This is a genomic window from Pseudomonas viciae (assembly GCF_004786035.1).
Lineage (GTDB): Bacteria > Pseudomonadota > Gammaproteobacteria > Pseudomonadales > Pseudomonadaceae > Aquipseudomonas > Aquipseudomonas viciae.
The window spans coordinates 1,861,805-1,875,356 of the sequence record NZ_CP035088.1 but is presented as its reverse complement, the minus strand read 5'-3'; the positions used below and the strand labels follow the sequence as shown (position 1 = coordinate 1,875,356).

At 58.1% G+C, this 13,552-nt stretch carries 12 protein-coding genes; 2 read left to right on the top strand and 10 right to left on the bottom strand.

Annotated elements, in window-relative coordinates; translation table 11 throughout:
• Nucleotides 1-66: 66 nt before the first annotated feature.
• The 3 genes from kdpB to kdpF are packed head-to-tail and all read right to left on the bottom strand — an operon-like array spanning nt 67 to nt 3,925.
• Nucleotides 67-2,121: a potassium-transporting ATPase subunit KdpB gene (gene kdpB / locus EPZ47_RS08605; RefSeq protein ID WP_135844391.1), complete on the bottom strand. Its 2,055-nt coding sequence runs from the start codon at nt 2,119-2,121 to the stop codon at nt 67-69.
• Nucleotides 2,122-2,132: 11 nt separating this feature from the next.
• Nucleotides 2,133-3,827 (bottom strand): potassium-transporting ATPase subunit KdpA, encoded by a 1,695-nt coding sequence (gene kdpA / locus EPZ47_RS08600; protein ID WP_135844390.1) that lies wholly within the window; start codon nt 3,825-3,827, stop codon nt 2,133-2,135.
• Nucleotides 3,828-3,835: 8 nt separating this feature from the next.
• On the bottom strand, nt 3,836-3,925 hold the full coding sequence (gene kdpF, locus EPZ47_RS08595; protein ID WP_123414586.1) for a K(+)-transporting ATPase subunit F: 90 nt from the start codon (nt 3,923-3,925) through the stop codon (nt 3,836-3,838).
• A 406-nt stretch (nt 3,926-4,331) separates the two neighbouring features.
• Between kdpF and eat the strand changes: the two genes are divergently transcribed.
• Together eat and EPZ47_RS08585 are read left to right on the top strand one after the other, a co-directional pair.
• The gene (gene eat, locus EPZ47_RS08590; RefSeq protein WP_135844389.1) at nt 4,332-5,696 is read left to right on the top strand and encodes an ethanolamine permease; all 1,365 of its coding nucleotides are present in this window, start codon (nt 4,332-4,334) and stop codon (nt 5,694-5,696) included.
• 120 nt (nt 5,697-5,816) lie between these two features.
• Nucleotides 5,817-5,984: a DUF2897 family protein gene (locus EPZ47_RS08585; protein WP_003183831.1), complete on the top strand. Its 168-nt coding sequence runs from the start codon at nt 5,817-5,819 to the stop codon at nt 5,982-5,984.
• A gap of 81 nt (nt 5,985-6,065) precedes the next feature.
• Here EPZ47_RS08585 and EPZ47_RS08580 read toward each other — a convergent pair whose 3' ends face one another.
• The 7 genes from EPZ47_RS08580 to EPZ47_RS08550 all read right to left on the bottom strand — a co-directional run bounded on the left by EPZ47_RS08580 (nt 6,066) and on the right by EPZ47_RS08550 (nt 13,543).
• Entirely contained in the window at nt 6,066-6,917 is an 852-nt protein-coding gene (locus EPZ47_RS08580) for an urea carboxylase-associated family protein (protein ID WP_135844388.1), read from the bottom strand.
• A gap of 15 nt (nt 6,918-6,932) precedes the next feature.
• The gene (locus EPZ47_RS08575; RefSeq protein WP_135844387.1) at nt 6,933-7,586 is read right to left on the bottom strand and encodes a GntR family transcriptional regulator; all 654 of its coding nucleotides are present in this window, start codon (nt 7,584-7,586) and stop codon (nt 6,933-6,935) included.
• 175 nt (nt 7,587-7,761) lie between these two features.
• Entirely contained in the window at nt 7,762-8,097 is a 336-nt protein-coding gene (locus EPZ47_RS08570; protein ID WP_135844386.1) for a ComEA family DNA-binding protein, read from the bottom strand.
• Nucleotides 8,098-8,211: 114 nt separating this feature from the next.
• On the bottom strand, nt 8,212-10,206 hold the full coding sequence (locus tag EPZ47_RS08565; RefSeq protein ID WP_135847963.1) for a polysaccharide biosynthesis protein: 1,995 nt from the start codon (nt 10,204-10,206) through the stop codon (nt 8,212-8,214).
• 105 nt (nt 10,207-10,311) lie between these two features.
• A complete protein-coding gene (locus EPZ47_RS08560) occupies nt 10,312-11,328 on the bottom strand; it encodes an MraY family glycosyltransferase (protein WP_135844385.1) in 1,017 nt (338 codons plus the stop codon).
• Nucleotides 11,325-12,290, bottom strand: coding sequence for a UDP-glucose 4-epimerase family protein (locus tag EPZ47_RS08555; protein ID WP_135844384.1), 966 nt, complete (start codon nt 12,288-12,290; stop codon nt 11,325-11,327). Before EPZ47_RS08555 ends, EPZ47_RS08560 begins: the two co-directional genes overlap by 4 nt.
• Nucleotides 12,287-13,543 carry a glycosyltransferase family 4 protein gene (locus tag EPZ47_RS08550; protein WP_178084242.1) on the bottom strand — a complete coding sequence of 419 codons (1,257 nt, stop codon included), beginning with the start codon at nt 13,541-13,543 and terminating at the stop codon, nt 12,287-12,289. The genes EPZ47_RS08555 and EPZ47_RS08550 overlap by 4 nt, the downstream gene beginning before the upstream one ends.
• Between the last annotated feature and the right edge of the window lie 9 nt (nt 13,544-13,552).

The following is a 13,552-nucleotide window of genomic DNA, read 5'->3' as shown; positions in this document are numbered from 1 at the left end:
AACACATCTGTGGCGAGGGGATAAATCCCCTCGCAACAACGTCAAAAGTTGGTGTCGTTAACAGGCTCAAACCAGCCCCAACGCCGTCAGCAACATGTCGATCGCCTTGATCCCCACGAACGGCACCACGATCCCACCCAGGCCATAGATCAACAGATTGCGCCGCAACAGCGCCGCCGCGCTCGCCGCTTGCACCCGGACGCCACGCAAAGCCAGGGGGATCAGCACCACAATGATCAAAGCGTTGAAGACGATGGCCGAGAGGATCGCGCTCTGCGGGCTGCTCAGGTGCATCACGTTCAACACCCCGAGCTGTGGATAGATCGAGGCGAACAGCGCCGGCAGGATCGCGAAGTACTTGGCGATGTCATTGGCGATGGAAAACGTCGTCAGCGCGCCACGGGTCACCAGCAACTCCTTGCCGATCTGCACCACGTCCAGCAACTTGGTCGGGTCGCTGTCGAGGTCGACCATGTTGGCCGCCTCCCGCGCCGCTTGCGTGCCGTCGTTCATCGCCATGCCGACATCCGCCTGAGCCAGGGCCGGAGCGTCGTTGGCGCCGTCGCCGCACATCGCTACCAGCCGACCGTCGTTCTGCTCATGACGGATGCGCGCCAGTTTTTTCTCCGGCGTGGCCTCGGCCAGCACGTCATCGACACCCGCCTCGGCAGCAATCGCAGCGGCGGTCAGCGGGTTGTCGCCGGTGACCATCACGGTACGGATCCCCAGCTTGCGCAGCTCGGCGAAACGCTCGCGGATACCGGGCTTGACCACATCCTTCAGATGAATGGCACCCAACAGTTTGCCGTCAACACAGACCAACAATGGCGTACCGCCGCTTTGGGCAATCTTGTCGACCTCCCGGGCCAACGCTGGCGGCAACTCGGTTTTTGCCAGGCCGATAAAGCTCAGCAGCGAATCCACGGCGCCCTTGCGGTAAATGCGCCCCTGATAATCGACACCCGACAACCGGGTTTCAGCACTGAACGGTACGGCGGTCAACGCCTCATGGCTTGGTTCGGGTTGCGCATGCAAGCCTCGCAGGTACTCGACGATAGACTTGCCCTCAGCCGTGTCGTCGGCCAGCGAAGCGAACAGCGCGCCTTCGGCCAGCTCTTTGGTGCTCACACCAGGGGCGGTATAGACCGCTGCACAGCGACGATTGCCAAAGGTGATGGTGCCGGTCTTGTCCAGCATCAACACATGCACGTCCCCCGCCGCCTCTACCGCGCGGCCGGACTTGGCGATCACGTTCAGGCGCACCAGCCGATCCATCCCGGCAATGCCGATGGCCGACAGCAGCCCGCCGATGGTGGTGGGAATCAACGTCACCAACAGCGCCACCAGAAACACCAGCGGCAGGTTGCCGTTGGCGAAATGGGCGAACGGTTGCAGCGTCACCACCACCAGCAGGAAGATCAGCGTCAGGCCGATCAGCAGGATATCCAGCGCCACTTCATTCGGGGTTTTCTGGCGCTTGGCGCCTTCGACCAACGCGATCATGCGGTCCAGGGTGGACTCGCCAGGGTTGCTGGTGATGCGTATCAGCAACCAGTCGGAGACCAGCCGCGTATTGCCGGTGACGGCCGAGCGATCCCCGCCGGATTCGCGGATGACCGGTGCCGACTCGCCAGTGATCGCCGCCTCGTTGACCGCAGCGATGCCTTCGATCACTTCACCGTCGCCGGGGATCATCTCCCCGGCTGCGACGCGCACCACATCGCCTTTGCGCAAACGGGTAGCGGGGACATCTTCAAAACCGTCGGCGGTCTGGCGACGTGCGCTCAGCCCTTCGCTGCCGGCCTTGAGACTGTCAGCCCGGGCCTTGCCGCGCCCCTCGGCCAAGGCTTCGGCGAAGTTGGCGAACAGCACGGTGAACCACAGCCACAGGGCGATCTGCGCGGCAACAAAGGTCGGCACGGCGTTGTCAGGAATGAAGCACAATACCGTGGTGAGGATCGCGGTCAACTCCACCACCAGCATCACCGGGGCGCGGTGCAATTGGCGCGGGTCGAGCTTGACGAAGGCTTGTACCAGGGCTGGCCGCCACAGGGCGGAGATGGCGGTTTTCGGTTGCTCCGGCGCCTTGGCGACGACGGTTTTGCTCATCGGCATATTCATCTTCATATCCCTCAGAAGCCCAGGCTCAGGTGTTCGGCGATCGGGCCCAGGGCCAGGGTCGGCAGGAAGGTCAGGCCGCCCACCAGCAGGATGGTCACGGTCAACAAGGTCACAAACAACGGACCGTGGGTGGGAAAGCTGTTCTGGCCGATCGGCGCGGTTTTCTTCAGCGCCAGGCTGCCGGCCAACGCCAGCACCGGTAGGATGTAGCCAAAACGACCGATCAACATGCCCAGGCCCAGCATCAGGTTGTGGAAGGGCGTGTTGGCGCCGAAACCTGCGAAGGCCGAACCGTTGTTCGCCCCCGCCGAGGTATAGGCGTACAGCAACTGGCTGAAACCATGGGCGCCAGGGTTACTCACCGCTGCGACCGGCCCGGGCAGGCTCGCGGCGATAGCACCGAGTACCAGCACGCTCACGGGCATCACCAGCAGGGTTACCACCAGCAGTTGTACTTCCCTGGCCCCGAGCTTCTTGCCCAGGTATTCCGGGGTGCGGCCAATCATCAACCCGGCCAGGAACACCGCAATCAGCACGTTCAGCAACATCCCGTAGAGACCGGCGCCGACGCCGCCGAAGATCACTTCGCCGACCATCATGTTCACCAGCGAGACCATGCCGCTGAGCGGGTTGAGGCTATCGTGCATGCCGTTGACCGAGCCATTGGACGCCGCCGTGGTGGTCACCGACCACAGCACCGTGGCGGTGGTGCCAAAGCGAGCCTCCTTGCCCTCCAGTGGCGCGGTCTGCTCCACAGCGGCGTTGTTCAGCGCCGGGTTGGGCTGGGATTCGGCCCACAGTGACGTGACGCCGCCGAGCAAAAACAGCACAAGCATGCAGGCGATGATCGCCCGGCTCTGGCGCAGGTCCTTGACGTAATGACCGAAGGTGAACACCAGCGCGGCGGGGATCAGGATGATCGACGCGACTTCAAACAGATTGCTCCAGGCCGTCGGGTTCTCGAACGGGTGCGCCGAGTTGACGCCGAAGAAACCGCCGCCGTTGGTGCCCAGTTGCTTGATCGCGATCTGGCTGGCGGCCGGACCCAATGGGATCACCTGATCCACGCCCTGCATCGTCACCCCGTGCACATAATGCGCGAAAGTTTGCGGCACGCCCTGCCACACCAGGAACAGCGCCAGCAGCAGGCACAGAGGCAACAGCCCGTAGAGGGTGGCACGGGTCATGTCGACCCAGAAGTTACCCAGCGTTGCGGTGGATTTGCGCCCGATCCCGCGACACAGCGCCACCAGCACGGCCAGGCCGGTGGCGGCACTGACGAAGTTCTGCACCGTCAGGCCGATCATCTGGCTCAGGTAGCTCAGGGACGCTTCGCCGCTGTAGGACTGCCAGTTGGTGTTGGTCATGAAACTGACGGCAGTGTTGAAGGCCTGGGTCCACTCCATGCCCGGCACTTTCTCAGTGTTGAGAGGCAAATGGCCCTGCAACAGCAGGATTGCGAACAACAGCGAAAAACCCGCCAGGTTGAAGGCGAGCAAGGCCAGGGTGTATTTCTGCCAACTCTGCTCAACAGCGGGATCGACCCCTGCCAGGCGATAGCAACCACGCTCCAGCGGGCCAAGAATGGGTGAAAGCCAAGTGCGCTGGCCTTCCATCACCCGGTAGTAAAAACGCCCCAGAAATGGGGCCGGAATCAGCACCAACGCGAAAAAGGCGAGGATCAGCCCGTAGTCATAACCGTGCATAGCCGCTCCTAGTTCCGATCCGCGCGCAACAGCGCGACCAGTAGATAAATGAACAGCGCCACTGCCAGCAGCAGCGACACCCCGTCCAGAAGGCTCATGGGATTTCTCCGTGGTACGGCGTCGTGCCGTGTGTGGAGTGATTGTCGGCAGGGAGGCTGTAAAGGAACGAGATCTAAGGGGGGCTTGGGTGATAAAGAATGTGTAAAGAATGGTTTTTTCGGCTAACTGGGATGGCCTCATCGCGAGCAAGCTCGCTCCCACATTTGACCTGTTGTGAATAGAAAGTCTGTGGCCACTGAAGATCCCCCGTGGGAGCGAGCTTGCTCGCGATGAGGCCAGCCCAGCCACTGATGCCCTGAACTGGAGCACAAAACCGAGCGATCCGGCAGCGAACATCCCCGATACGACACGATTTCAGCCTTTACGACGGCTCCCGCTACCCTGGCACGCCCACTGCAATGCCCCCTTCCAGCGCTTTTGCTATAGATCAAAGGGGAGCCACCGATGAACACACAACTCAAACCGACCCTGGGCACCCTGCATTTATGGGGCATCGCCGTCGGCTTAGTAATTTCCGGCGAGTATTTCGGCTGGAGCTACGGCTGGGGCGTTGCCGGGACGCTGGGCTTTCTGGTGACATCGTTCATGGTCGCGGCCATGTACACCTGCTTCATCTTCAGTTTCACCGAACTGACTACCGCCATTCCTCATGCCGGCGGACCGTTTGCCTACAGCCGTCGCGCCTTCGGCGAGAAAGGCGGCTTGATCGCCGGGCTGGCGACACTGATTGAATTCGTCTTCGCCCCACCGGCCATTGCCCTGGCCATCGGCGCCTACCTGAACGTGCAGTTCCCGGCCCTGGACCCGAAACACGCGGCGGTCGGTGCCTACATCGTGTTCATGGGCCTGAACATCCTCGGGGTGAAACTGGCGGCGACGTTCGAGCTGATCGTCTGCGTATTGGCGGTGGCCGAACTGCTGGTGTTCATGGGCGTCGTGGCCCCGGCGTTCAGTTTCAGTAACTTTGCCTTGAACGGCTGGGCCGGCTCCGATGTGTTCGGCGCGCCGGCGATTGCGGGGATGTTCGCGGCAATTCCCTTCGCCATCTGGTTCTTCCTGGCTATCGAAGGCGCTGCGATGGCCGCTGAAGAAGCCAAGGACCCAAAACGTACGATTCCCAAGGCCTACATCAGCGGCATCCTGACCCTGGTGGTCCTGGCCATGGGCGTGATGTTCTTCGCCGGCGGTGTTGGCGACTGGCGCACGCTGTCGAACATCAACGATCCGCTGCCCCAAGCCATGAAAACCGTGGTTGGCGAAAGCTCCGGCTGGTTGCACATGCTGGTATGGATCGGCCTGTTCGGCCTGGTGGCGAGTTTCCACGGCATCATCCTTGGTTACTCGCGGCAATTCTTCGCCCTGGCCCGCGCCGGCTACCTGCCCGCCTCCCTCGCCAAACTGTCCCGCTTCCAGACCCCGCACCGGGCCATCATCGCCGGCGGGCTGATCGGCATCGCGGCGATCTACAGCGACGGTTTGATCAACCTCGGCGGCATGACCCTGACGGCGGCGATGATCACCATGGCCGTGTTCGGCGCCATCGTCATGTACATCATGAGCATGCTCAGCCTGTTCAAATTGCGTAAAACCGAACCCAACCTGGAACGCACCTTCCGGGCGCCGGGTTATCCGCTTGTACCCGGCATCGCCTTGGTATTGGCCGTGGTGTGCCTGGCGGCAATGGCTTGGTTCAACGCGCTGATCGGGCTGATCTTCCTCGGTTTCATGGCGGTAGGTTTCCTGTATTTCATGCTCACCGCACAGCTACGCGCCGATGCCCCGGCCGATGCGATGCTCACCGGGCTTTAAGGTGAACCCGGCGCAACGGGCGTAGTATGGAACCACTGCGAACAACCTTCGCTCATAAGTGGTAGGGGCGATGGACCGGCGAAATGTTCGTTCGTCCATCGCCCCCTCAAGGAGAGCCCTATGCCCTGGTATGCCTGGTTGATTCTGATTGTTGCAATCGGCTCGATCGTTGGTGGTTTGATGATGCTGCGCGACACCGCCAACAAGGTTGAGCTGACCGATGAACAGCGTAAGCGTGTTGCCGAGCGCAATGCGGAGATGGATGCGAAGGAGGCCAAGGATCGCTGATTGCTGACCTGCCCAACACTTTTGTGGCGAGGAGATTTATCCCCCGCCACAAGGGTCTGCACATAGACAGCCCGCGCAGCGTTACTTCTCCCAATCCGCCTTGGCAATGTGCAACCCATGCAACCCCTTGTACGCCGCCCGCTCAGGCTGGCTCCAGCCTTCCAGCAATGAATCCTCCAACCGATAGATCTCCACCCCCAGCGGACGACAGACACTGAGTGGATCCTGCGCATCCGGCCCCCACATCGCCAACGACAAGTCCCCGCCGGGGCAAGTAGACAAAGCACACAGCAAATCGATCTCGGCAAAAAACTCCAGGTAATCACCTTTCTGTGCCGGGCAAGCCTTCATGAAGTACATGTCGTCATGATTGAGCCCGGTGCACTGGAAAATATTCAATACGTCGTGCACATCGAACTCCGTCAAGCCATGGGGCAACACCGCACGGGTCAGGTTCGAGTGGCAGTGATGGTGGAAGTCCTCGCCGGTGAGCATCTTGTTCACGTAGGGGTCACAGCGGGTCCCCAGCAAATCGTGCAACCGCCCGCCATGCTCATCAATTCCGTAGCCAGCGAGGCTGTCATCAGTGATCGTCACCAATGGCCTGAGGAATGGCAGGTTCGACCACAACCGATCATAGGTGCTGACGTGGGCGCCCTGAAGCTGACGCGTGCGCGCCGCCCACAGGCGCTCCCGCGGATCGTGGGCGTTCCAGACGTTGAAGTCGCCCACCTGCGGGCCTACAGGTGTCGTGACACGAAACACATGCCCAGCCGGCACATGCCACGCCCTCCCCGTGCGGATTGGCACTTCGAACTGTTCGATCAGTGTGCGCTGGCCCTGCTCGGCACGGATGCGGTCGTAGAAGGGTTTGTCCACCTGCAGGGCTGAGCCTTTGCTGACCTGGTAGGCGGCTGGGTAGTCTTTGTACATGGCGCGGATCCTTGATCAGTGGTGGATCGATGGGGTCAGGAACTGCAGAAGCTGTTGCTCGGAATCGTCGAGATAAAGACTCATCGCTTCATAGGCCGCGCCCTTGTCGCCTTCGGCCAGCCAGTCATGAATGTCGCGATCCCGGGATAACCACGGTGCCTGGAAGCGCGGTTCATCGGGCGCGGCGCAAAACACCAGGCGTAATTGCGCAACTACGTTGGTGAAAAACTCATTGAGTAACGGGCTGCCCATCAACCCAACGACGTGTTGATGGAACGCCAAGCCATGAGTACCGACCGCACGCCAGTCCTCACGCTCCCGAGCCAGCTCGGCTGCCTCGAGGGCTTCGAGCATTCGGTCGGATTGATACTCACGCAGAGGCTGACTGCCTAGGATGGCTTGGAGCTCCAGAGTGCGACGGACCTTGAACAAGTCTTGCACATCACCAACGTTCAACCTGCGGACCATCACCCCCTTGTTACGCACATAACGAGTCAACCCCTCCTGCCCCAGACGATGCAACGCCTCACGAATGGTATTGCGTGAAACGTTGTAGGCCGACACCAGGTCGCTTTCCACCAAGGCCATGCCGGGCAGCAAGCGACCGCCGATGATGTCGGCACGTAGTTCGAGGGTGATGTGGTCGGCTAATGAGAGTTCGCTGTTCATGGTCGGGGGCTCGAGATTGTTCAACAATCGTTTGGCAATGAGTAATCACGATTTGTGCCATATCGGCATGCCAATATCCCGAAACTGGATCCCCGCCACAATCGTTGCCGTAGTTTTCCATCCGCCAGAACGCAAAAGGCCAGTCATCTCGACCGGCCTTCCTCACTATCTCGCCTCAGTTCACTTCCAGCTTGTCACGATTCCTGTCCAGAAGCGCCTTGCCAATCCCCTTGACCTCCAGCAATTCCTCCACCGACGAGAAGGCCCCATTACTCTCACGGTACGCAACAATCGCCTTGGCCTTGGCCTCACCTATCCCCGCCAACTCGCGTTGCAGCGTAGCGGCATCTGCCCCGTTAAGATCCACCTTGGCGCCCTGCGGCTTTGCCGATACTTCCGTTGCCGGAGGCGCAACTGCCGTCTCGATTTTGACCGTAGGCGCAGCGATAACCGCTATAGAGGCGCTGGTCAGAAGGGCAAAAAGCAGAGAGTAGAAATAGCCTGTACGCATAAGTGACGCTCCATGACATCGTTGAGAGAGAAGCAGCTTTTCCGAAGCTGCCTCTCAAACTTAGGCGATGATGAATCACTGTCAAAAATGTGTACGTTACAGTATGTGTAACAATCAGGGATCAAGGCGGCGCTGCTGATAGATCCAGTCGACAATCTCCCCGTCCGGGGCGTAGCCGCTGACCGTGTTCCTAAGCAACTGGCGGACTCTGGCGTAATCATCGTGCTCAATGGCAGCGAGCAGCTCCGACAGGCTGGCCTTGAGCACATCCCAAGGCAGATGATCTTCGTTGGCACTCATGATCATCGGGTGCTGGGTCGCAACGACGTTGTCGCCAATCAGCAACTCCTCGTAAAGCTTCTCGCCTGGACGCAGGCCCGTGAACTTGATCGAGATGTCGCCGTGGGGATTTTTCTCCGAGCGGATACTCAAACCAGACAAATGAATCATTTTTTCCGCCAGCTCGACAATCCTTACCGGCTCGCCCATATCCAGCACAAACACGTCCCCGCCCAAGCCCATGGAGCCTGCCTGAATCACCAGCTGAGCAGCTTCGGGAATGGTCATGAAATAGCGCGTGATCTTCGGATGGGTGACGGTCAGTGGCCCACCGGACTTGATCTGTTTATGGAACAGCGGAATAACCGACCCGGACGAGCCCAGTACGTTGCCGAACCGGACCATCGTAAAACGGGTTTTATTAACGCGGGATACGTTGGCTTTGTCGCCAAACAGCACGGGCGCCAGCTCGCGACTGAGGGCCTGTAAGGTCAGTTCAGCGAGTCGCTTGGTGCTGCCCATTACATTGGTCGGGCGCACAGCCTTGTCTGTGGAGATCAAGACGAAGTTGGACACACCTGCCTGCAACGCAGCCTGCGCGGTATTCAACGTTCCAATCACATTGTTCAGGATACCTTCGGCGATGTTGTGTTCAACCATCGGAACATGTTTATAGGCGGCGGCATGATAGACCGTGTCGACATTCCAGGTTTTCATCACGTCCAGCAACTTGTCCTGATCCCTTACGGACCCCAGGATAGGCAACAACCGAACAGATAACGACTCTCGAACTATACGAGGCTCAAGTTCTGACAAGATGCTATATAGATTGAATTCGCTATGCTCGAAAAGCAGCAGCGTTGTTGGCTTTAGCGTCAGGATTTGCCGACAAAGTTCAGAGCCGATGGATCCCCCGGCCCCGGTCACTAGAACGGCCTGTCCTGTGATGCAATGTTTAAGCAAATCGGCTTGAGCTGGCACTGCATCGCGCCCGAGGAGGTCCGCGATATCGACTTCCTGAATATCATCGACCTTGACCCGGCCGCTGGCCAGATCCATGAAGCCCGGGACGCTGCGCACATGCAGCGGGAACCTTTCAAGCAGCGTCAATATCTCTCGACGACGGCCTCGGGATGAAGAAGGTACCGCCAGCAGAATTTCCTGCGCACCAGTTGCATCAATCATCTTTTGGATATGTTTGGGCTGGTAGACCTGTAACCCTGCAATAACGCGGTCAGCGATGCTGCGGTCATCGTCAATGAACGCGACCGGACGCATCACCCGCCCCATACGCAATGCGGCCACGAGTTGGTTACCTGCGGCCCCGGCACCATAAATAGCAACCTTGGGCAGGCCATCGTCACGATTGGTAAACGGGACATGCTGGGCTGCGGTAAACCAGTCGCCGAGGAAATATTGCCGCATCACCAGGCGCAAGCCACCAATCATGATGAGGCTCAGCCACCAATAGTTGAATATGATCGAGCGAGGTACCACGGTTTTATGGTTGCTGTACCAGTACACCACGAGCGCCAGTAACAAAGCGGAGAGGCTCACCGCCTTGCAGATGGTGATCAACGCGTCGTTACCGAAATAACGCATGACGGCGCGATACATGCCAAAGCGAATGAAAATCGGAATGGCAACCAGTGGGGCCGATGCGAAAAGCCAAAGATGTGTTGCGATAGGGCTGGCCAATACCTCGACCCCCAGTCGAACAATGAACGCCAGCCACAGGGCAATCCAGACCAATATGATATCTGTCGCCACTTGGATCGCGCGTTTATGGCGTCTTGGCAATCCCAACAAAGCGGCTCTTAACTTATCTATAAACCCTTCACGCACCTTGACCCGCTCCTAAACAAATCCATTCCTGATGCACGCGGTCACATCATCAATGTGGGAAAAACGGAAGCCGGAAACCTTACCCTGAAATCAGGCGCTCTCAAGCCCGCCAGCATGAAACCTATGGGCCAGCAGCACCAACGGCACGTAAGCCACTATCAAAGCCAACGCGCCATCCAGCTGCCACAACACGACACATGCCGCCAGAGGCAACAACCAGAACAAATTGATTGCAGCCACCGCCAGCGTCACCGGCAGATGCCGACCATACTGACGCGAAGCAAACTGATAGGCATGGCTGCGATGAGCCTCATAGACCTTGTCGCCTCGTATCAGGCGCCGAAGCAAAGTGACAGTTGCATCGACGATAAAGACACCCAGCAGAATAAGCCAGGCCCAGAACAAGTCCTGAGATACCCAAGCTACCTGCAGAGAGATAACCCCAAGAGCTATACCCAAGAAACCACTGCCCGCATCCCCCATGAAAATCTTCGCGGGCGGGAAATTCCAAAACAGAAAACCCAGCACTGCAGCCGCCAGCATCAGCGGTGGCCAGACCAGATCAGTGAAGCCCGTCAGCACATAGAGCAGGCTTGCGCTCAAGCATGCCAGCAACGCTTCTACACTGGCGATACCGTCAATACCGTCCATGAAGTTATATAAGTTTAGAATCCAGACCAGGTAAAAAGCCGCGAGGACATGCCCAAGCCAAGATAAATCGAAGCTCACACCAAACAGTCTCAAGGGCGCCAAACCCTTTAGCCATAACAATGCCCAAACAGCCGCACTAAAATGCCCAAGCAGTCGCCACCGCGCGGCAATATGCCCATGGTCATCCATGAACCCAACGATGGCGACCAATGCACCTGCACCACCCAACGCTACGGCGTATTCGAGCGGAACCAAGCCCAGTTGACCCAGCAAAGCCAACGTCAGCAGGAACGCCACGACAATGGAGACACCGCCGCCTCTGGGCGTCGGGATACTATGCGAGCTGCGTGCGTTGGGAACGTCAATGATGCTACGCGCCATGGCGTAGCGTCGCAGCGCCGCTGTCAAGAACAGCGAAACCGTCGCGACAGAGACAAATAACCAGAAGTACATCATTTCGTTGGGTTCATCCTGAAGTGCCGCGCTGTCTTGTCCAGTGCGTCATCGACGCTCACGGGAGGGGTCCAATTCAAGAGTGCCCGGGTCTTTTCGATATCGACTTGCAGAGAACCACACAAACGCTGAGACAATGTGGCTTTACCCAACGCCTTGGCACCACACTCCAGGATCCAGCTGGGAACTGGAATAAGTCGAGCAGGCTTACCCAGCGAGCGGGCCATACGACTAAGTAACGCCGTGGTGGACAGGTCCTCCCCATCACTAACCAGAAACGTCTGATTCGCCGCTTGCGGGTGATCGATGCATATCACGATCAGGTCGACTAAATTGTCGATGCTCACCAGACTGCGGCGATTATTAATCGCACCGAATGGCAAAGGTACGCCTTTGTCCAACCAACGCATCATGCTCAAAAAGTTAGCCTTCACCCCCGGCCCATATACCAAGACAGGGCGGATAATGACCACTTCCATTCCCGTCATCTGCGCGATCTGCTTCAGGCTTTGCTCCGCCTCGCTCTTGGAAATGCCATAGGGGTCCGCAGGCGCAGGTACATCAGCAGCGGTGTAAGGATTGCCAGGCAATGTACCTTCACCATTGACTTTGATAGAGCTGATAAAAATAAAACGACGCACGTTGGCCGCAGCTGCCTGCCTTGCAAAATTGATCGTTCCTTCCACATTGACCCGCCGAAAGGCGCCAAGTGGGTCAGCTTCGGTATCATTCATCACATGCACACGAGCACCGCAATGAATAACGGTATCCACGTTGAGCAGGTGTGGTTGCCATTGGGTTTGCGGAGAAAATGTTTCGATCCGCGCAATGCTGACGGGCGCCGATAAACGCCCTTCACCGCGAACGACTGCGATTACAGACTTCTCACCGTCTGCTTGCAGTCGTTCGATTACCGCCCCACCTACAAACCCACTCGCTCCAGTCACCAGGATATTGTGCTTCATCGGTGGCTCACCTTGCGTAGCGTGGCTTTTCTGAAGAGGTCTTCCAAACGCGCCAGTAATTGCTTTTTGGAATAATGCTGAAGGTAATAGTCACGACCGTTTTCACCCATGACTTTACGTTGGGATGGGGAAGTATCAGCCAGGGCTTGAGTGATGCGCGCCAAGCCTTTGGCATCGCCCGACGCACAAGTAAAGCCAGCACCTGACTCGTTGATTACGCGCGCGGCTTCACCATTGATCATACCCAGCAGAGGTTTGCCTGAGGCTAGATAAGCTTGAACTTTGCCGGGTATGGTTTTTTCAAACACATCGTTGGTCTTCAACGAAACCAACAAAGCATCAGCATTCGCGAACAAGGTCGGCATAGCCTGCAGCGGATGTCTACCGAGGAGCAAAACATTATCCAAGCCACGTGCGCTCACCTGCTGACTCAGCCATTTACTCATCCGGCCATCCCCCACGATGGCCCAACGCACCGCGACTTTCCCACGCAATTGTTCTGCGGCATCCAGCACGGCAGGAAAATCCTGTGCCTCGCCCAAATTACCCGCAAAAACCACGGTAAATACCGACTCATCGCGCGCGAGTATCGAGACCGAGTGATCCGAAGGCCCGGAAAAGTCGTCTTCAGCCCAACTGGGGAAGTAGATCAGGCGTTGCGGATCTATAGGCCGAGTGCAGTAACCTCTAACGTTCTCAAAAAAACCACTTGATTGCAGTAGAAGGTAGTCAGCGCGGTTATAGATTCGCGACACCATTCGGCCAACCAAGGACAGCAGCGCCGGTTTCTTCAGAACGCCCACCGCTCTCAATGTTTCCGGCCACAAATCCAGTACCCAAATGAAAACGGGAGTTTTCTTCAAGCGACCGATCACCAAGGCCGGGATAGCCGCCATGATAGGCGACACTGCATAGACGAAGATCGCATCGAAAGCACGCCCGCGAAGCGCATAAGCGCCGACGGTGGAAGCGCTGGTAAAAAAACTAAGATAGTTGAAAACCAACTGAATACTGCGTTTCCCGCGCGGAGCCATGGGGACCCTGACGATACGCGCACCATAATATTCGACGAACTGCTCAGGTGCGGACTTATGCGTCTCGAACTCCTTCCCTTCCGGATAATTAGGCACTCCAGTGAGCACCGTAACCGAATGCCCTTTTTCAGTAAAATCACGCACCAGATCGTTGATGCGCATGTTTTCCGGCCAGAAGTATTGCGTGACCACCAAAATACTTAGCTTACTCTCAGGCATATTCAAGGC

Bases quoted from the DNA above. Each gene is read 5' to 3' on its own strand.
- kdpB (WP_135844391.1), bottom strand. From the start codon at position 2,121: ATGAATATGCCGATGAGCAAAACCGTCGTCGCCAAGGCGCCGGAGCAA.
- kdpA (WP_135844390.1), bottom strand. From the start codon at position 3,827: ATGCACGGTTATGACTACGGGCTGATCCTCGCCTTTTTCGCGTTGGTG.
- kdpF (WP_123414586.1), bottom strand. From the start codon at position 3,925: ATGAGCCTTCTGGACGGGGTGTCGCTGCTGCTGGCAGTGGCGCTGTTC.
- eat (WP_135844389.1), top strand. From the start codon at position 4,332: ATGAACACACAACTCAAACCGACCCTGGGCACCCTGCATTTATGGGGC.
- EPZ47_RS08585 (WP_003183831.1), top strand. From the start codon at position 5,817: ATGCCCTGGTATGCCTGGTTGATTCTGATTGTTGCAATCGGCTCGATC.
- EPZ47_RS08580 (WP_135844388.1), bottom strand. From the start codon at position 6,917: ATGTACAAAGACTACCCAGCCGCCTACCAGGTCAGCAAAGGCTCAGCC.
- EPZ47_RS08575 (WP_135844387.1), bottom strand. From the start codon at position 7,586: ATGAACAGCGAACTCTCATTAGCCGACCACATCACCCTCGAACTACGT.
- EPZ47_RS08570 (WP_135844386.1), bottom strand. From the start codon at position 8,097: ATGCGTACAGGCTATTTCTACTCTCTGCTTTTTGCCCTTCTGACCAGC.
- EPZ47_RS08560 (WP_135844385.1), bottom strand. From the start codon at position 11,328: ATGATGTACTTCTGGTTATTTGTCTCTGTCGCGACGGTTTCGCTGTTC.
- EPZ47_RS08555 (WP_135844384.1), bottom strand. From the start codon at position 12,290: ATGAAGCACAATATCCTGGTGACTGGAGCGAGTGGGTTTGTAGGTGGG.
- EPZ47_RS08550 (WP_178084242.1), bottom strand. From the start codon at position 13,543: ATGCCTGAGAGTAAGCTAAGTATTTTGGTGGTCACGCAATACTTCTGG.